Genomic DNA, 17,748 nt, shown 5'->3' on the forward strand with positions numbered 1-17,748 from the left:
GGGTTTCCCTTAACGCTCGACCAGCGCGATACGCCGGTTGTAGATATTCATCAGGAACGAAATCACCAGGCTGATGATCAGGTAAACCGACATGGTAATCGCAATGGTTTCAATCGCCTGACCGGTCTGATTGAGCACGGTACCGGCAAACAGCGACACCATATCCGGATAACCGATAGCGGCCGCCAGTGAGGAGTTTTTCACGATGTTGAGGTACTGGCTGGTCAGCGGCGGAATGATCACCCGCATCGCCTGCGGCAAAATCACCTGTCTCAGCGTGACCGGATTCGGCAGCCCCAGCGAGCGGGCGGCTTCATGCTGACCGTGCGAAACAGACTGAATGCCGGAGCGGATCACTTCAGCGATAAACGTTGAGGTATAGACCGACAGTGCCAGCGTTAACGCCGCCAGTTCCGGGATCAGCACCATGCCGCCGCGGAAGTTAAAACCGCGCAGCGCAGGAACATCCCAGTGCAGCGCAGGCCCGAAAATCAGGTGCGCCAGCGCCGGAAACACCACCAGCATAACAACCGCCCACGGCCAAATATGCCAGACGCGTCCGGTGTGGATCTGGCGGAAATGGTTATAACGTTGCAGCGCGATAATGCCAAATATCGCCAGCAGCAGAGCGATAAAACCCGCCAGACTGCCGGGGGCCAGTTCCGGCGACGGCAGATACAGGCCGCGGTTACTGACAAAAGCCAGATCAAACGCGTTCAGGCTCTGGCGAGGACCCGGTAAGTTGCGCAGTACCGCGAAGTACCAGAAGAAGATTTGTAACAGGGGTGGAATGTTACGGAACGTCTCGATATACACCGTCGAGACTTTACGGATCAACCAGTTATCGGAAAGACGTCCTAAGCCGATAATGAACCCGAGAATGGAGGCAAAAACGATACAGAGTGCGGAAACCAGCAGGGTATTCAGCAGACCGATAACAAATACGCGGGCGTAAGTGTCGCCTTCCTGGTAGTCAATGAGATGCTGAACAATGCCGAAACCGGCACCTTTTTCAAGAAAAGCAAATCCCGAGGTGATCCCTCGTGTAGTCAGATTGGTAATGGTGTTGTGGAGCAGGTAACCCAGACAGGCTACCAGCAACACCACCGCGAAAATTTGGTAAATCCAGGCTCGTACAGCTGGGTTGGTCAGCGACAACGAGACTTTTCCGGTTGGGCGTTGCGACATAAAAACCTCGACCTGCAGGTAAAACAATGGAAGTGATGCACCGGGGAACGACCGGTGCATCAGCTTCCTTAAACACTTTTCAACGTCTTGTAGAAAGGGTATTTAACGGACAGGTGGCGCGTACTGGATCCCGCCTTTATTCCACAATGCGTTCTGACCACGTTTAATTTTCAGCTCGCTGCCCTGGCCGACGTTTCGCTCGAAGCTTTCGCCGTAGTTGCCGACCTGTTTAACGATTTTCACTACCCAGTCATTCGGCACTTTCAGATCAGCGCCGTAAGTCCCGGTTTTACCCAGCAGGTTGCTCATATCAGGCGTGGTCGGGTTTGCCGCCAGCTGATCGACGTTGGCAGAGGTCACGCCCATTTCTTCGGCGTTCAGCATGGCGAACAGGGACCAGCGCACGATAGCCAGCCAGTCTTCGTCACCACGGCGAACTACCGGACCCAGAGGTTCTTTAGAGATAACTTCCGGCAGAACCACGAAATCATCCGGTTTGCCCAGTTTGATACGCAGTGCGTACAGCTGAGACTGGTCAGATGCCAGGGTGTCACAACGGCCTGAGTCCAGCGCTTTGGCGCTTTCGTCTGAACGGTCGAAGGTCACCGGGGTGTAAGTCATTTTGTTGGCTTTGAAGTAGTCTGCGACATTTAGCTCAGTGTCGGTACCCGCCTGCAAACAGACCGTTGCGCCATCAAGCTCTTTAGCACTTTTCAGGCCTGCTTTCTTGTGGGTCAGGAAGCCGATGCCGTCGTAATAGTTTACGCCAGCGAAAATCATCCCCATGCCCGCGTCGCGGGAAGAGGTCCAGGTGGTGTTACGGGACAGGATGTCTACTTCGCCGGACTGCAGGGCGGTGAAACGCTCTTTTGCCGTCAGCGGGGTGTATTTCACTTTTTCAGAATCACCAAAAACAGCTGCTGCCACCGCGCGGCAGACATCAACGTCGATACCGGTGAATTTGCCTTTAGAATCCGCATAAGAGAAGCCTGGGAGGCCGTCACTGATGCCGCACTGAACAAATCCTTTCTTTTTAACTGCATCCAGAGTGGTACCTGCATGAGCCTGACCAGCCAGTGTCACGAAGCTTGCTGCGGCAATCAGCGTTGAGAGCAATATTTTTTTCATAAAGCGTCCTGTGAGACAAAACTGAAAATTATTATTGTGTGAGTGCCGGAGCACCCTGTCTGTTTATGGGGCAACGCCCTCTGCACCTGTCATTGCAAAGGGAGTGCCAACATGAAAAACGCCTCATCAATCAAGTCACGCACTGGAATTGCACAGTAACATTGACGGGCGTTATAAGACTTATTGCCCTGTTTAAGTGCGCGGTCAATGTGGCTGCTTTAAAAGGGTGCGGATTATTTCAATATTGGAGTGCAGATCGCGGTCTTTGAAGGGAAGGGAAATACGGTGTCATATTTGGAAAAAAAATGAGGCAAAACGATGAGTAAATCTCTCAGACCAGATGGCCTGAGAGATATTCAGAAACAGACAGGCTCAGAGAAGGGACTTTATCAGTGCAGCCACCAGCGGCGGAAGCTGACCTTTTAATGCGGCGCGCTCCGGCTGGAACAGCGTCGCGACAAAAAACGGATGGCCGGGCAGTTCGATGGCGCGAACTTCGCCCGTGGCATCGTGCCCTATCATCTGCAATGGTTGCGCTTCCAATGCGGTCTGAAAAGCGGGATTTATGCCGTAACGGCAGTGATAACCCTCTTCGACCTCCAGCCGGCCATAGGCGCGTGCTGCCAGGCTGTCCGGGATAAAGGTGATGGCGTTTTTAACTTCCACCATTTCGCACGTCAGGGCGCTGATCACCAGCCGGCCTTCAGTGTCGGTTTCGCCATGCCCGGCATCCTGCCAGTCCATCACATTGCGGGCATATTCAATGATCGCATGCTGAAAACCCCCGCAGGTACCGAGGAAAGGTTTACGGTTTTCGCGGGCAAAACGGATAGCGCTCAGGGCACCTTCGGTTGAGCGATACGGGCTGCCGGGAACACACCAGAAAGCGTCGTAGTTTTGCAAAATTTCAGGGGTAATGTTGTCGGTTGCGAGCCAGTCGGCGTGAATTTCAGTGCTGAAGTGTTGTGCTGCAAGGTCGATAGCAAGGGGGATAGCTTGGTGGGCCGTGATCGCGCAGTGGTAGTCTCCGACCAGCGCCAGACGAACAGAGGTTTTCATCACTTCTCTCCAGGGCAGGTAAAAATAGAGGTTACAGAAAAGCGATTAATCTGTCGTGAGAATTATTTTCATCAGCTCATTTACGCAGATAAAAGCCATTAAAAAACCCACATGAAGTGGGTTTCTGTCAGGCGACGCTTACACATCATTCGCCTTTGTCGGCATTGCCTTTGATGAGCTTACGCGCGGCGGCAATCTGCTCGTTGTCCGGTGCCTTGGGCCTGGCTTTATTCAGTGCTGTGCTGAGGCCGGAACGTCCCCAGAGGTCAAAACTGTCTTCCTCCTTGAGATGGTCAAAGATGGAAGGTGTCGCGTCAGGTTTTTTAGCCATGAAAATTACAAATCTCTTATGGATGCGTTCAATGAAAAAGCCCGGCGCATTGCATCGGGCTTCTGTTTTATCACGTCTGGCACTTATCAATAAAGAGAAGGCGTTCCTGCCGGACGGGTTTTAAAGCGGCGGTGCAGCCAGAGGTACTGGTCTGGCGCACGCATAATTTCTTTCTCGATCACGCGATTCATGTACGCCGCAGCGGCCATTTCGTCATCAATCGGGTAATCCTGCAACTGCGGCTGGATCACCAGTTCATAGCCTTTACCGAGGGCTTTTCTTACCAGTACCACAGTGACCAGCGCAGGTTTCGCCAGACGCGCCAGCATGAAGGTGCCACTGGTCGTTGCAGCCTGATCAACCGCGAATAAAGGTGCAAAGACGCTGCCTCGCGGGCCGTAGTCCTGATCCGGTGCAAACCAGACCGCTTCGCCTTTTTTCAGCGCGTGAACCATACCGCGTAAATCTTTGCGATCGAGCATGGCCTTGTTGGAGCGCATACGCCCCCAGGTCTGCACGAATTCCATCGCTTTATTGTTGTGCGGACGGTACATCGCCATCATCGGCTGACATAAGCCCATCGCACGGCCACCCAGTTCCAGCGACATGAAATGCACGCCGATCACCAGTACGCCTTGTTTGTTTTCCTGCGCTTTTTTCAGATTGTGCAGGCCGCTAACGTCAAACCAGCGTTTCACACGGGCATCTGACCAGAACCAGGCCATACCGGTTTCCAGTAAGCCCATGCCGAGAGATTCGAAGTTGCTGATGATGCGTGCTTCAACCTGATCAGAAGGCAATTCCGGGAAGCACAATTGCAGGTTGCGGCGGGTAATCGACACACGGCGCTTAAGGAAACGCATCGACGTTCGGCCAAGCCAGATCCCCAGACGATTTAACACCGGATAAGGGAGCTGAACTAACAGGAACAGGACGCCCAGGCCAAACCAGGTCAGCCAGTAGCGTGGATGTAAAAATGAAGCACGAAAGCGAGGAGAAGTCATAAAAGCCTAATCATCTGCATAAAAAACCGGTGTAACGCGTAAGGAGATGCCTCAGTCGCGATACGGATTGTCTTACAAAGAGTGGGACAGCGTGTGTCGGCAAACGTTTTTGAAAAGACACAAGTTGACGCAATTTTTACTCTATCAAGACACTGTTAAAAGGCGGGATCGCGAAGCTGAAGGGCTGTCCGTAGGCGTTGAGCGGCGAGTACGACCTTACGTAGAGTATAACATGCTGGTTGATCTAACCGGAGGGGGTAATTGTCCGATAAACGCACTATTTACCGTTTATTTACGTCCAGTTTTGGACGGGTGAATGAAAACGCTACGCAAAGAAGAGATTAGGTTTTGGAAACTAAAATGGCCGGTATGCGGTATCAGCATGTCCGACGAATCAGACATGCTGAAACGTAATATCAGCGGTACAGCGGGTTGCTCATTATGGAATAACGGCCACTTCCGTACAGAGCAATCACGATGGCTGCCATGAAGTAATACACGATGTCTTCAATGGCCCAGGCACCGACCGGTGATAATGCGAAAGTATGGTGGATGCCGACCATCAGCCAGGCCACGACCATCGTCGCTGCTGCAGACAGAGCGGCGAGGCGGGTGAATATCCCCAACATCATCATGACCGGGGCGATAACCTCACCGATGATTACGCCATAGGCGACAAACGCCGGAATGCCATAACCCGCCAGCATGCCCTGAATGCCGCCCAGCCCGTCGTGAAGTTTATGCCAGCCATGGAAAATCAGCAGACCGTATGTGATGCGTAATAGCAAAATGGCCAGATCAGGTTTGTTCAGCGCGGCGGTAAAACGAAGATAGAGTGGCTTCATCATGGTGACTCCGGGAGACGTATTTATTGTCTCTCTAAAGTAATTCTTAATTGCTAAACAGAGGGGAGAATTATTCTCATTTGGGTTGATCTGGGTTAGGTTTTGAGCAAATTTTCAGCTAAAGGTCTGCTGGTAAAGCAGAAAACAAAAAGGCGCCCTCCTTGCGGAAAGCGCCTTTTTAAGACATCGACTGATTAGTATCAGTTCATGCCGTATTTTTTCAATTTCTTACGCAGCGTACCGCGGTTGATACCCATCATCAGGGCCGCACGAGTCTGGTTGCCACGGGTGTACTGCATCACCATGTCTAACAGTGGCTGTTCAACTTCAGCCAATACCAACTCATACAGGTCATTCACGTCCTGACCATTCAATTGAGCAAAATAGCCCTTAAGTGCTTGTTTTACCGAGTCACGCAGGGGTTTTTGGGTTACCTGATCCTGAGAATTAACGGTAGAAACGGTCAGTACGTCAGAATTCACGCGTTGTTCGAACATAGTTCTGTCAGCTCTTTTTTGTTACGCAAGATTTTCGAAATATGCTTCCAACGCCTCCAGCTGTTCGCTGGCATCCTCTATGGCGTTGAAGGAGCGCCGAAACTGGTCACTCGGGGCATGCTCCTGGAGATACCAGGAAACATGCTTACGGGCGATACGGAATCCCTTGCCTTGACCGTAAAAGTCGTGCAATTCCCGTACGTGCCCTATTAACAAGCGCTGTACCTCACCCAAAGGCGGTGGCGGTAACAGTTCCCCTGTGTCCAGATAGTGCTGGATTTCCCGGAAGATCCAGGGTCTCCCCTGAGCGGCACGTCCTATCATCAGAGCATCAGCTCCGGTGTAGTCGAGCACCGCTCTGGCTTTATGCGGGTCAGTTATGTCGCCATTCGCGATAATCGGAATGGAAACACTCTGCTTAACTGTCCGAATACTGTCGTACTCTGCTTCTCCATTGAAGAGGCAGGCACGGGTTCGGCCATGAATAGTCAGGGCCTGAATTCCACAGTCTTCAGCCAATTGGGCAATTTGTACACAGTTACGGTGTTCCGGTGCCCAACCAGTACGAATTTTCAACGTGACTGGCACATCTACCGCATTCACAACGGTAGTGAGGATTTGTTTAACCAAATCCGGATACTGCAGTAATGCAGAACCTGCCAGTTTGCGGTTCACTTTCTTGGCCGGGCAGCCCATATTGATATCAATGATTTGCGCACCGCTTTCCACGTTAATTCGTGCAGCAGCCGCCATATCTTCGGGGTCACAACCGGCAATTTGCACGGCGCGGATCCCCGGTTCATCGTTATGTACCATGCGCAAACGTGACTTATCCGTCCGCCACACCTCCGGATTGGAGGAGAGCATTTCAGATACTGCCATTCCAGCCCCCATCGCATGACATAAGGCACGAAAGGGTCGGTCAGTGATACCGGCCATTGGGGCCGCAATCAGGCAATTTGTAAGCTGGTGGTGTCCGATGCGCATGAACTAGGAATGACCATACTGATGTCCGCAAGGGCGCGTATATTACGCATTTTCGTTGCGATATGAAAGGCCAAACTTTGAGCAACTCGATAAGAAAATCCCTTGCCAACGGTGTAATTCAGCACAACTCAATTATTTATCTTGGTTTTACATCGGGTTATGTGATGGTGGTCAAATTGTGCGCTTAAGCAAATTCCTAATATCTCTCTGAAACACCCTGTTATATCAGTTGAATCTAAGGGCAGGGTTGACGTTTTAAGCAGCAACAACCACAAAATTCCGTGACGCAGATCGTCTTTTGGTTAAAAAGTGACTTATTTTTAGTAAGCGTAGGTCAGTTTCAGAAACAATGGAAAAGAGGCAGCGGCGTTAAATTCCGTGCCTCTGATGTCAGGAAGGATTACTCAGCGACAATCGTGCGGCCGTGAAGGTCCTGTACGGGACGATTGTTTGCATGTTGCATCGAGTGCTGGAATTTTTCCAGTTGCGCTTCAGAGAGGGTCACAGGTTGTTTTAACACCAGCCAGCGAACGCCTTCAGAACATGGCGGAGTGGTCAGAGAACCGCTGAATCGGTAATGCGTCATATCTTTGGGCAGCAGACCTTTGAGACTGACCTTATCTTTCAGCGCGAGGGTTTCTCCAATATGTTCTGGCATCTGCTGCCAGATTTTTTCCACTTCAGGATTGGCTTTGCCGGTTTCAAACATCACAGCAACGACCGCGATTTCTCCGCTTTTATTCAGATGAACAAAATGCGCTTCCATCGGGAAGGATTTTCCATTGAGGGTATTTTCGCTCGGGGAATGGAAATGGAATTGCTGGAGGACGAATTTCTCCCCGTCCAGCGTGACAAAATCACCCTGCTGAACATTCACCTGCACGCTGTGGCCATTGTTGATGACATTCACCGGCGGTAACTCATAGCTGACCTTGAGAGGATGGGGGTGCACCTGCAACGCATCTTTAATATCAATCGGAGACTGATTTTTGCCTTGCTCACACAGGTGGAAATCAGGGCTGAGTTTCGACCAGTTTTGCGGAGCGGCATCGCCATCGTAGGACCAGTGTGGCGCTTCGTTGGCTAAGGCGGTATGTGCGGAAACTGACAGCATCAGTGCGGCCATTGCGGCAAACAGTATTGTTCCTTTCACGAGATATCCCTTTCATTTATGGAGTGATAAAAACCTCGCGAAGTGTAAGGGTTTTTTGGGGCAGGTGAAATGTGTGAGAGGGCCAGAAATGGATTTTGGGTGGAGATCCCGCTCTTTCTGCAAAAACAGAAAAAGCGGGAGGCTGCAAATCAGGCCTTTTTAACGCCCGTTATGCGACACCATTCTTCTTTTTCGGCAACCGGGTCCAGCTCGAATTTATCTTTGTATGCATCCGCGACGCTTTGCGCCTGGCTTGCCAGTACGCCGGACAGACCCAGATGACCACCCGCGACAGGCAGGACGCCAATCAGCGGCGCCAGCTCGCGCAGAGGGCCGGCAAGGATGTTAGCGACGACCACGTCGGCTGACAGGTTCTCGGGCTGATCTTTCGGCAGATACAGTGACAGACGCTCTGAAACGCCGTTACGCTCGGCATTATCACGGCTGGCCTGGATCGCTTGCGGATCGATGTCGATCCCGACCACGTGTTTTGCACCAAGTTTCAATGCTGCGATCGCCAGAATGCCCGAACCGCAACCGAAGTCGATCACGGTCTTATCCGTCAGATCCAGGCTGTCGAGCCATTGCAGGCACATCGCGGTGGTCGGGTGGGTGCCGGTACCAAACGCCAGACCCGGATCGAGCATCACATTGACCGCAGTTGGGTCCGGGACATCGCGCCAGCTTGGGCAAATCCACAGACGCTCGCCAAAACGCATCGGGTGGAAGTTATCCATCCATTCGCGTTCCCAGTCTTTGTCTTCCAGTTGTTCGATTTTGTGCACGAAACCTTTGCCCAGCAGCGGTTCGTTTTCCAGTATGGCGATCACTTCTTCCATGTCGGTTTCTGCATCATACAGGCCGATGGCGTCGGTATCGCCCCACAACAGAGTTTCGCCCGGCAGGGGTTCGAAGACCGGATTATCGTGCGTGTCCTGGAAAGTCACAGACACAGCGCCACTTTCGATAAGCGCGTCGCTCAGCGTTTCCGCGTCGTTACCGGTAGTATTAATTTTCAGTTGGATCCAAGGCATAGCCATTCTCTTCTTAACAATCTGTAAAATCAGTGCCGCCCGATCAGGACGGCTTGAGTACGGTTTCTTGTGGCTGTCTGCCAAATTTATTGCCTACATAAAACGCCAGCAGGCTCAGCGACAGCGACGGCACAATCGGATGCAGACCGCCAATATGCAGGTCGATACTGGCGAGCAGGGTATAACAAACGCCGCCAACAATCATGGAGCTCAGCGCCCCGGTAGCGTTAGCGCGCTCCCAATACAATCCGAGCACCAGTGGCCACAGGAATACCGCTTCCAGTCCACCAAAGGCCAGCAAATTCAGCCAGATAATCATTTCCGGCGGACGCCAGGCGGCCAGCAGAACCAGTAATCCGAGCACAAACGTGGCCCAGCTTGAGAAGCGTTTTAATTTGCGTTCATTGCTAAGCTGTTCCGGTTTAACGCCCAGGTATAAGTCTTTAACGATAGTCGCTGATGACTGCAAAAGCTGCGCGTTGATGGTCGACATAATCGCGGCCATTGGCGCGGCAAGGAAAATACCGGCGGCATAAGGAGGCAGCACGGTGATCATCAGCGTCGGGATCACCTGATCGGGTATTTTAAGATCCGGTAAAACAGCGCGCCCGAGCGCACCGGCCAGATGCATACCGAACATCAGAATGGCAACTACAATCGTACCCAGCACAATGCCGCGATGCACCGCTTTGCTGTCTTTATAAGAGATACAACGCACGGCAGTATGCGGCAGACCAATTACGCCAAAGCACACCAGAATCCAGAAAGAAGCCATAAACGGCAGAGAAAGAACGTCACCTCCGCCGTGAACCGACACCAGTTTCGGATCAATCTGCTGAAGCTTATCGACTGCGCTGTGCAGACCGCCCGCGGCATGAATGACGCCCACCAGCAGCAAAATGGTACCCAGCAGCATTACCAGCCCTTGCATGGCATCGTTGAGTACGCTGGCACGAAAACCGCCAAACGCCGTATACAACGCGATACTGATGCCGAAAATCAGCAGACCGGTGTCGTAAGGAATTCCGGCAGCCGTTTCCAGCAGGCGTGCGCCGCCGATGAACTGGACGGTCATAGCGCCCAGAAATGCGACCAGAAGGCTCAGGCTTGCCAGCCAGACCAGCAGACGGCTCTGATAGCGGGCAAACAACATATCGTTGAGTGTGACGGCGTTGTAGCGCCGGGCCAGAATGGCAAATTTCTTACCCAGAACCCCCAGCGACAACCAGACCGCAGGCAGCTGGATCATCGCCAGCAATACCCAGCCGAGGCCAAATTTATAGGCCGCGCCTGGACCGCCGATAAAAGAACTGGCGCTGATATAGGTGGCGGTCAGGGTCATGGCCAGCACGAAGCCGCCCATTGAGCGATTGCCAAGAAAATACTCGGTGAGGAAGTTGCCCTGTTGGCGGCGTGTGTAGGCATACACAGACAGGCCGAATACCAGCAGCAGATAGGCGATAAGTGGCAGCAGAACTTCAGTCTTCATCACTGTCCTCCAGCGGAATATCGCGGAAAATCACACGGACCATCAGCCAGCTTAAAAGCACGAAAATCAGTGGAACCAGCAGGCACGCCATTTCAAACCAATGCGGCAACCCGGTAATGCCCTGTTTATCATCAGGAATATAAGCGGCAACACTCCATGCCAGCAGATAAGCAATCGTCAGCCCAAACGCCCAGCGGGCTTCACGGTTGGCTTGTAAGAAACGTTTATCCATTTCCCCCTCCCCATAAATGAAAAAAAGGCCGGAATATCCGGCCTTGATAAGAATGTACGCGACGGTACGGTCTTATTATTTTTCCTGCAAACCGAGTTTTTTCTCCAGATAGTGGATGTTGGTCCCACCATGCTGGAAGTTCTCGTCGTCCATAATACGCATTTGCAGTTCAATGTTGGTTTTGATGCCGTCGATGATCAGTTCTGCCAGCGCATTTTTCATGCGGGCAATGGCCACTTCACGGGTTTCGCCGTAAGTGATCAGTTTACCAATCATGGAATCGTAGTACGGAGGCACAGTGTAGCCTGCGTAAATGTGCGATTCCCAACGAACACCGAAGCCGCCAGGTGCGTGGAAACGAGTGATTTTGCCTGGGCTCGGCAGGAAGGTGTTAGGGTCTTCCGCGTTAATACGGCATTCCACCGCATGGCCTTTGACTTTCACTTCGCTCTGTTTGATCGACAATGGCTGGCCGGACGCAATGCGCAGCTGCTCTTTGATCAAATCCACACCCGTGATCATCTCGGTAACCGGATGCTCAACCTGGATACGGGTGTTCATTTCGATGAAGAAGAACTCACCGTTTTCGTACAGGAACTCAAAAGTCCCGGCGCCACGGTAGCCGATATCCACACAGGCTTTTGAACAACGTTCGCCGATGAAACGACGCAGTTCTTCAGTGATGCCTGGTGCCGGCGCTTCTTCCACGACTTTCTGGTGACGACGCTGCATGGAGCAGTCACGTTCTGCCAGATAAACTGCGTTGCCCTGACCGTCAGCCAGTACCTGAATTTCCACGTGACGTGGATTTTCCAGGTATTTTTCCATGTAAACCATGTCGTTGTTGAAAGCCGCTTTGGCTTCCGCACGGGTCATGTTGATGGACTGCTCGAGGTCTTTGTCGCTGCGTACAACGCGCATACCACGACCACCGCCGCCGCCAGAGGCTTTGATGATGACCGGATAGCCGATGCGTTTAGCGAAGCCACGGTTTTGATCCATGTCGTCGCCCAGCGGGCCGTCTGAGCCAGGTACGCAAGGTACGCCAGCCGCTTTCATCGCCTGGATCGCAGAAACTTTGTCACCCATCAGGCGGATAGTTTCAGCTTTCGGGCCGATGAAGATAAAACCAGAACGCTCAACCTGCTCTGCAAAATCGGCATTCTCGGACAGGAAACCATAGCCCGGATGAATAGCCACCGCGCCAGTGATTTCTGCCGCAGCGATAATGGCAGGGATGTTCAGATAGCTTTTTACTGAAGGTGCAGGACCGATACAGACGGTTTCGTCTGCCAGCAGCACGTGTTTCAGGTCACGATCAGCGGTGGAGTGCACAGCAACGGTTTTGATGCCCATTTCTTTACAGGCACGCAAAATACGCAGGGCAATTTCGCCGCGGTTCGCGATAACAATTTTATCTACCATGGTACGCCTCGTTATTCGATGACGACCAGCGGCTCGTCGAATTCAACCGGTTGGCCGCTTTCTACCAGAATTGCTTTAACAACACCGGATTTGTCTGCTTCGATTTGGTTCATCATTTTCATCGCTTCAACGATACACAGAGTATCGCCGGCGTTCACTTTCTGACCCACTTCGATGAAGGCTTTAGCGTCCGGGCTTGGCGTACGGTAGAAGGTACCTACCATCGGTGAGCGAACGATATGGCCACTGATTGCAGCTGGAGCCGCTTCTGCTGGTGCAGCAGCTGGCGCGACCGCAGCAGCCAGACCTGGCTGTTGTACAGGCATCGCATAAGCCTGTTGCATCATAGGATAAGCCTGCGCAGGTGCAGCACGGCTGATACGTACTGATTCTTCGCCTTCAGAAATTTCCAGTTCAGAAATGCCTGATTCTTCAACCAGTTCGATCAGTTTTTTGATTTTACGAATATCCATGGGTGTGATTCCGTACTCTTTTTGCGTAGAAATTAGTGGGTTTTTGACAAGCGGTTAACCGCTGCCTGTAATGCAAAGTGGTAGCCATCTGCGCCAAGTCCGCAAATAACGCCCACTGCGATGTCGGAAAGATAGGAATGATGCCGGAACGCTTCACGGGCATGTACATTCGACAGATGGATCTCGATAAACGGAATCGAAACCCCCAGTAATGCATCGCGCAGCGCCACGCTGGTATGGGTAAAGGCCGCGGGATTGATCAGAATAAAATCGACGTTTCCGCGTGCCTGATGAATGCGTTCAATCAGGACATGTTCTGCGTTGGATTGCAGATGGCTGAGTGCTACATCAGCAGCAGCAGCCTGAATTTCCAAACCTTTAACAATATCGTTGAGCGTGGTGTGTCCGTACGTCTCAGGCTCACGGGTCCCTAGCAAATTCAGGTTAGGACCGTTTAGTAGCAAAATGTCAAACTTATGCGCCATTGTGAGCCTATCTCCGGCAATTAGACAAAGATTGTAGAAAATACCCTGATGTCACCGATTTGTCACCTATTTCGCGGCAAATCGTCCCGTCTCTTCGGCATGAGGTCGGGCATTATAATGATATCGTGGCAATTCGCAGCTAAATACTGGTCTTATCAGCGAAGATAATCAACCCTCGCCAGGTGAATGTGAGGGTGATTGCCGAAATTTTGAGGGGCAGAACACATAAAAGTTCCGCAGCTTAACGCAGCCACTGGCGGAATTTTTTATAGCGAAATGCCAGCAAGATGAGTGCCAGTAACGCGTAAATGACGGGTTGCGGGGATAACACTTTTACCGACCAAAGGTAATGGATCGGTGCAAGAACCGCGATCAGATAAATGAAGTTGTGCAACTTCTGCCATTTTGCCCCCATTTTACGCTGTGCCCACAGTGTTGAAGTACAGGCCAGTGCCAGCAGGAGAATCCAACAGATGATCCCCAGCGTGAGATACGGGCGTGAAATCAGTTCACTGCCCAGCAGACGCAGATTATTGATGCCTAGTTCGAGGAAAGAATAGCTGAGAAGATGCAGCGTACCCCATGCGAAACACCATAAACCCAGCAAACGGCGGGTGCGGATCAGCAGTGGCTGTTTACCGTAACGCGCGACAGGCGTGACCAGCAGAGTGACCAGTAAAAATTTCAGAGTCATCCTACCGGTAAAGTGCTGAATATCCTTGGCCGGATCGGCACTAAACCAGCCCTGATTAATCGAAAGAATAATCCAGAGAAAGGGTAAAACGGCGCAAAGGTAGATGATCACCTTCAGCCAGGTAATGTTTGCAGGGCTTAAACGACGCATAGATGAAACTTCCCCTTCCTTAATAGAACTTACGCAAATCCATACCGTGATACATCGACGCCACCTGCTCGGCATAACCATTGAACAGCAGGGTTGGCTGGCGCTGCACGTCGAGCAATCCGCCCGAACCGATAAATCGCTCCGTTGCCTGCGACCAGCGTGGGTGGTCAACATGCGGGTTCACGTTGGCGTAAAATCCGTATTCATTTGAGGCAATCTGGTTCCAGGTCGTCGGCGGTTCATCTTTGGTGAATTTGATATTCACAATGGATTTAATCCCCTTGAAGCCATACTTCCAGGGAATGGTCAGACGGATGGGTGCCCCGTTCTGAGGGGGAAGGGCTTTGCCATAAACTCCGACCGTCATCATCGCCAGCGGGTTCATCGCTTCATCTATACGTAACCCTTCGACATAGGGGTAATTGAGCCCGCCGCCGATAAACCGGTCTTTCTGACCGGGCATATGTTCCGGGTCATATAAGGTCGTAAACGCGACATAACGCGCATTGCTGGTCGGTTCGGCGAGTTTGAGGATTTCACTGAGCTGGAAGCCGACCCAGGGCACCACCATCGACCAGGCTTCGACGCAACGCATCCTGTAGATACGCTGCTCAAGCGGGAAGCGCTTCATGATGTCATCCATATCCAGCGTCATCGGCTTGCCGACCTCGCCATCAATGGTGATTTTCCACGGTGATGTGACCAGTTGCCCGGCATTGGCTGCCGGATCGGCTTTATCGAGCCCGAATTCATAGAAATTGTTATAGCCGGAAACTTTATCTTCCGGCGTCAGCGGCAGATCATTCTGGTAGGCAGCAGGTTTAGTGAAATCGAGCGGTTTGCCTGCAGGCGCAGGTGGCCGGTCGTGGCCTTTAAACCAGGAAAGCAGGTCAGCCCTGGCGTTTTGCGGGATGGCAAGCGCCGCTGCACTGATCCCCAGTGCCTGTAAGACTTTGCGCCGGTCATGGAAAATATCTTCGGGTGTGACATCGGCTTCAGTGAGTTTGCGGGGTTTGAACATAGCATTCTCCGGCATTCTGTTTTATATGATTCATTTTTATGGTTATAGACAGAGCATGGCGTGAAACGGGGGGTTTTGCGAGATGAACTCTTCAAATACCGAATTTAAAAAAAAATGCCTTTGGCTCATTTTGACCATTTCTATAAGAATTCTGAATTGATTGTTTTTTGCGTTGCTATGCTATCAATGTATGCAAAGGGCATTTTTCAGTCAGATAAAGGAATGAAAGGGTGCCTGATGCGACAGAAATGAAGAAACATCCGATTAAGTCTGTTTCGTAAATTTCTCCAGCCGCCCCCTTGTTCTGTTTTATAGTAGCGGCGTTTTTACGCAGCAGGCTCAGTCAACGGGTTTGTGTTCATCTAACCGTAGCGAGTAAGGCACAGGGATGCGATTTACTACCAGACTATCGGCACTGATTTCGATGTTAGTCGCGCTGGCAATGCTGTTGATGTTGCTGGGCGTCACTTTCAGTTTTCTTTATCTCAATAAACAAAGTACCGAGCAGCATCTTAAGGCTCTGGCGACGACGTATGATCAGGCGCTTCTGACTCATACCCCCGCAGAAGCCCAGCGCTGGTTGCCGCAGGCGATGCGCATGCTCGATATCACTGATATTGAAGTTAAACTCAATAACACCACCGTTTATGAGTATCACGAAAGTCCCAATATGCACCGCTCCTGGGACAGCGTAATGCCTGAGTATTACACGGCAACTTATCCGCTGATGCAGAACCATTCGATGTCTCTGCAAATGTCGTATATCGATCCCGTCAGCACTTATATCCGTTCCCTGCGCTCTACGTTTGCTATCGGACTCGCCATTGTGGTGATGCTAGTCATGCTGCTGCTCAGTTTCCGCTGGCTGCGTCAGGAGACTGACGGCGTGGAAAAACTGGAAGACCGCGCGGTGCGGATTTTACGCGGTGAACGCGAGGGACTGACCGGTGATGTTGGCGAATGGCCGCATTCTGCCAGTAGTGCCATCGATGTTTTGCTGACGGACCTTAATGAAGCCCGTGAACAACGTAGCCGCGTGGACACGCTGATCCGCGCGTATGCCCAGCAGGATGCACAAACCGGGCTGAGTAACCGTCTGTTCTTTGATAACCAGCTCGCCACGCAGCTGGAAGAAAAGGGTGCGCATGGCGTGGTGATGCTGCTGCGTTTACCTGATTTCGATCTGATGCGCGAAACCCACGGTCAGGCGGTGGTGGATGAATTACGCTCGGCGATGGTGAATTTATTGTCGACGTTTGTCATGCGCCATGTTGATGCCTTGCTGGCGCGCTATTTCCATAGTGATTTTGCCGTACTGCTACCGCACCGTACCCTGAAAGAAGCGGAAGTCATGGCGGCACAGCTGGTTAATGCACTGGGCGTGTTGCCGACGTCTTCGCTGATCGACCGCGACGCGTTGATGTACATTGGCATCAGCGCCTACCGTTTCGGACAAACGCCGGATCAGGTGATGGATATGGTCGAGCAGGCTACACGTCATGCGGCTTTTCAGGGAAGTAACAGCTGGTTTATCTACGATAAAAATGTGCCGGAAAAGGGCCGGGGAAGCGTTCGCTGGCGTACTTTGCTGGAAAATACCCTGGCGCGCGGTGGCCCGCGTTTATATCAGAAACCTTCATTCTCAAAAGGCGGCAAACCCGACCATCGGGAAATACAGCGCCGCGTCTTTGACGGAGAACAGGAGCTGCTGGCTGCCGAATTTATTCCTCTGGTGGTGCAGTTTGGCCTGTCACAAAGCTTTGATCGGGTGATGTTAAGTCAGATTATTCCGTTACTTAACCGCTGGCCGAATGAAACGTTGGCATTTCACCTGACGGTTGATTCATTATTGCAGCGCTCGTTTGTTCGCTGGCTGCGCGATACGTTGCTTCAGTGCGAAAGAACACAACGAAATCGAATTTTGATTGAACTTGCAGAGGCAGATCTCTGTCAACATACCGACCGACTGCGTCCGGCGATCAGATTATTGCAGGGTTTAGGTTGTCGTTTGGCCGTTACGCAGGCGGGTTTGTCGGTCGTCAGTACCTCTTATCTGAAAACTTTCCCGGTGGAGAGAGTCAAGCTTCACCCAGGGTTAGTGCGTGATATTGATAAAAGGGTTGAAAATCAGCTTTTTGTACAAAGTTTGCTCAGTGCGTGTGAAGGAACTCAGGCCCTGGTTTTTGCCTCCGGAGTGAGGACAAAAGAGGAATGGGCAGTCCTGTTGAAAAGCGGGATCCACGGCGGTCAGGGCGATTTATTTGCTGTACCGGAGCCTGTTGAACCGGTCGGTAAAAAATATTCACATAACCGCGATGTTTAAGTGACCGTTATGGGATTATTTAACGTAGAATGAGCCAGCTTTTGACCGACTCCCTTGCCTGGCCTCCGGTGCTTGTTATCAGGCCGCAGATAAGCGGAAAATTTCGGTAAAAGTGTAAGAATTTATGTGCGGTGTTGCTACTTCGCCTGGGTGCCTGCCCGAGGTAAACCGAGCCTGCGATACAGAATTATATCGCAGTGCCATCAGCCTCAAAAAGTAACAACAAGTGA

General features: G+C 51.8%; 18 protein-coding genes. 1 reads left to right on the forward strand and 17 read right to left on the reverse strand.

Annotated elements, in window-relative coordinates:
• Positions 1-9: 9 nt before the first annotated feature.
• The 17 genes from D5398_RS14775 to msrP all read right to left on the reverse strand — a co-directional run bounded on the left by D5398_RS14775 (position 10) and on the right by msrP (position 15,195).
• On the reverse strand, positions 10-1,188 hold the full coding sequence (locus D5398_RS14775) for an amino acid ABC transporter permease (RefSeq protein ID WP_120508414.1): 1,179 nt from the start codon (positions 1,186-1,188) through the stop codon (positions 10-12).
• 102 nt (positions 1,189-1,290) lie between these two features.
• On the reverse strand, positions 1,291-2,316 hold the full coding sequence (locus D5398_RS14780) for an amino acid ABC transporter substrate-binding protein (protein WP_120508321.1): 1,026 nt from the start codon (positions 2,314-2,316) through the stop codon (positions 1,291-1,293).
• Between the two features lie 372 nt (positions 2,317-2,688).
• Positions 2,689-3,375: a CTP synthase C-terminal region-related (seleno)protein gene (locus D5398_RS14785; RefSeq protein ID WP_120508322.1), complete on the reverse strand. Its 687-nt coding sequence runs from the start codon at positions 3,373-3,375 to the stop codon at positions 2,689-2,691.
• A 145-nt stretch (positions 3,376-3,520) separates the two neighbouring features.
• Entirely contained in the window at positions 3,521-3,706 is a 186-nt protein-coding gene (locus D5398_RS14790) for a hypothetical protein (RefSeq protein WP_120508415.1), read from the reverse strand.
• A gap of 86 nt (positions 3,707-3,792) precedes the next feature.
• Complete coding sequence (gene lpxP, locus D5398_RS14795) at positions 3,793-4,710, reverse strand: kdo(2)-lipid IV(A) palmitoleoyltransferase (protein ID WP_120508323.1); 918 nt, start codon at positions 4,708-4,710, stop codon at positions 3,793-3,795.
• Between the two features lie 416 nt (positions 4,711-5,126).
• The gene (locus tag D5398_RS14800) at positions 5,127-5,558 is read right to left on the reverse strand and encodes a DoxX family protein (protein WP_415838477.1); all 432 of its coding nucleotides are present in this window, start codon (positions 5,556-5,558) and stop codon (positions 5,127-5,129) included.
• 197 nt (positions 5,559-5,755) lie between these two features.
• Positions 5,756-6,052: a DNA-binding transcriptional regulator Fis gene (fis, locus tag D5398_RS14805; protein ID WP_004097144.1), complete on the reverse strand. Its 297-nt coding sequence runs from the start codon at positions 6,050-6,052 to the stop codon at positions 5,756-5,758.
• A gap of 21 nt (positions 6,053-6,073) precedes the next feature.
• On the reverse strand, positions 6,074-7,039 hold the full coding sequence (gene dusB, locus D5398_RS14810; RefSeq protein ID WP_120508324.1) for a tRNA dihydrouridine synthase DusB: 966 nt from the start codon (positions 7,037-7,039) through the stop codon (positions 6,074-6,076).
• Positions 7,040-7,439: 400 nt separating this feature from the next.
• A complete protein-coding gene (locus D5398_RS14815; protein ID WP_244216772.1) occupies positions 7,440-8,192 on the reverse strand; it encodes a carbonic anhydrase in 753 nt (250 codons plus the stop codon).
• A gap of 149 nt (positions 8,193-8,341) precedes the next feature.
• A complete protein-coding gene (gene prmA, locus D5398_RS14820) occupies positions 8,342-9,226 on the reverse strand; it encodes a 50S ribosomal protein L11 methyltransferase (protein WP_120508325.1) in 885 nt (294 codons plus the stop codon).
• A 43-nt stretch (positions 9,227-9,269) separates the two neighbouring features.
• Positions 9,270-10,715 (reverse strand): sodium/pantothenate symporter, encoded by a 1,446-nt coding sequence (gene panF / locus D5398_RS14825; RefSeq protein ID WP_120508326.1) that lies wholly within the window; start codon positions 10,713-10,715, stop codon positions 9,270-9,272.
• Positions 10,705-10,947 carry a YhdT family protein gene (locus tag D5398_RS14830; RefSeq protein WP_120508327.1) on the reverse strand — a complete coding sequence of 81 codons (243 nt, stop codon included), beginning with the start codon at positions 10,945-10,947 and terminating at the stop codon, positions 10,705-10,707. The genes panF and D5398_RS14830 overlap by 11 nt, the downstream gene beginning before the upstream one ends.
• Positions 10,948-11,022: 75 nt before the next feature.
• Entirely contained in the window at positions 11,023-12,372 is a 1,350-nt protein-coding gene (accC, locus tag D5398_RS14835; RefSeq protein WP_120508328.1) for an acetyl-CoA carboxylase biotin carboxylase subunit, read from the reverse strand.
• An 11-nt stretch (positions 12,373-12,383) separates the two neighbouring features.
• Positions 12,384-12,845, reverse strand: coding sequence for an acetyl-CoA carboxylase biotin carboxyl carrier protein (gene accB / locus D5398_RS14840; RefSeq protein ID WP_095924387.1), 462 nt, complete (start codon positions 12,843-12,845; stop codon positions 12,384-12,386).
• Between the two features lie 32 nt (positions 12,846-12,877).
• Entirely contained in the window at positions 12,878-13,330 is a 453-nt protein-coding gene (aroQ, locus tag D5398_RS14845) for a type II 3-dehydroquinate dehydratase (protein WP_120508329.1), read from the reverse strand.
• 241 nt (positions 13,331-13,571) lie between these two features.
• Positions 13,572-14,174 (reverse strand): protein-methionine-sulfoxide reductase heme-binding subunit MsrQ, encoded by a 603-nt coding sequence (gene msrQ, locus D5398_RS14850; RefSeq protein ID WP_120508330.1) that lies wholly within the window; start codon positions 14,172-14,174, stop codon positions 13,572-13,574.
• Between the two features lie 19 nt (positions 14,175-14,193).
• Positions 14,194-15,195 carry a protein-methionine-sulfoxide reductase catalytic subunit MsrP gene (gene msrP / locus D5398_RS14855; RefSeq protein WP_120131547.1) on the reverse strand — a complete coding sequence of 334 codons (1,002 nt, stop codon included), beginning with the start codon at positions 15,193-15,195 and terminating at the stop codon, positions 14,194-14,196.
• 388 nt (positions 15,196-15,583) lie between these two features.
• Here msrP and csrD point away from each other — a divergent pair, with 388 nt between their 5' ends.
• Positions 15,584-17,518, forward strand: a complete 1,935-nt coding sequence (gene csrD, locus D5398_RS14860) for an RNase E specificity factor CsrD (protein WP_120508331.1) — start codon at positions 15,584-15,586, stop codon at positions 17,516-17,518.
• Positions 17,519-17,748 lie beyond the last annotated feature (230 nt).

It is taken from the genome of Rahnella bruchi (genome assembly GCF_003614975.1).
Classification (GTDB): Bacteria; Pseudomonadota; Gammaproteobacteria; order Enterobacterales; family Enterobacteriaceae; genus Rahnella; species Rahnella bruchi.

Bases quoted from the DNA above. Each gene is read 5' to 3' on its own strand.
- dusB (WP_120508324.1), bottom strand. From the start codon at position 7,039: ATGCGCATCGGACACCACCAGCTTACAAATTGCCTGATTGCGGCCCCA.
- D5398_RS14830 (WP_120508327.1), bottom strand. From the start codon at position 10,947: ATGGATAAACGTTTCTTACAAGCCAACCGTGAAGCCCGCTGGGCGTTT.
- fis (WP_004097144.1), bottom strand. From the start codon at position 6,052: ATGTTCGAACAACGCGTGAATTCTGACGTACTGACCGTTTCTACCGTT.
- msrP (WP_120131547.1), bottom strand. From the start codon at position 15,195: ATGTTCAAACCCCGCAAACTCACTGAAGCCGATGTCACACCCGAAGAT.
- aroQ (WP_120508329.1), bottom strand. From the start codon at position 13,330: ATGGCGCATAAGTTTGACATTTTGCTACTAAACGGTCCTAACCTGAAT.
- panF (WP_120508326.1), bottom strand. From the start codon at position 10,715: ATGAAGACTGAAGTTCTGCTGCCACTTATCGCCTATCTGCTGCTGGTA.
- D5398_RS14800 (WP_415838477.1), bottom strand. From the start codon at position 5,558: ATGATGAAGCCACTCTATCTTCGTTTTACCGCCGCGCTGAACAAACCT.
- csrD (WP_120508331.1), top strand. From the start codon at position 15,584: ATGCGATTTACTACCAGACTATCGGCACTGATTTCGATGTTAGTCGCG.
- accC (WP_120508328.1), bottom strand. From the start codon at position 12,372: ATGGTAGATAAAATTGTTATCGCGAACCGCGGCGAAATTGCCCTGCGT.
- D5398_RS14785 (WP_120508322.1), bottom strand. From the start codon at position 3,375: ATGAAAACCTCTGTTCGTCTGGCGCTGGTCGGAGACTACCACTGCGCG.
- D5398_RS14780 (WP_120508321.1), bottom strand. From the start codon at position 2,316: ATGAAAAAAATATTGCTCTCAACGCTGATTGCCGCAGCAAGCTTCGTG.
- accB (WP_095924387.1), bottom strand. From the start codon at position 12,845: ATGGATATTCGTAAAATCAAAAAACTGATCGAACTGGTTGAAGAATCA.
- D5398_RS14775 (WP_120508414.1), bottom strand. From the start codon at position 1,188: ATGTCGCAACGCCCAACCGGAAAAGTCTCGTTGTCGCTGACCAACCCA.
- msrQ (WP_120508330.1), bottom strand. From the start codon at position 14,174: ATGCGTCGTTTAAGCCCTGCAAACATTACCTGGCTGAAGGTGATCATC.
- lpxP (WP_120508323.1), bottom strand. From the start codon at position 4,710: ATGACTTCTCCTCGCTTTCGTGCTTCATTTTTACATCCACGCTACTGG.
- prmA (WP_120508325.1), bottom strand. From the start codon at position 9,226: ATGCCTTGGATCCAACTGAAAATTAATACTACCGGTAACGACGCGGAA.
- D5398_RS14790 (WP_120508415.1), bottom strand. From the start codon at position 3,706: ATGGCTAAAAAACCTGACGCGACACCTTCCATCTTTGACCATCTCAAG.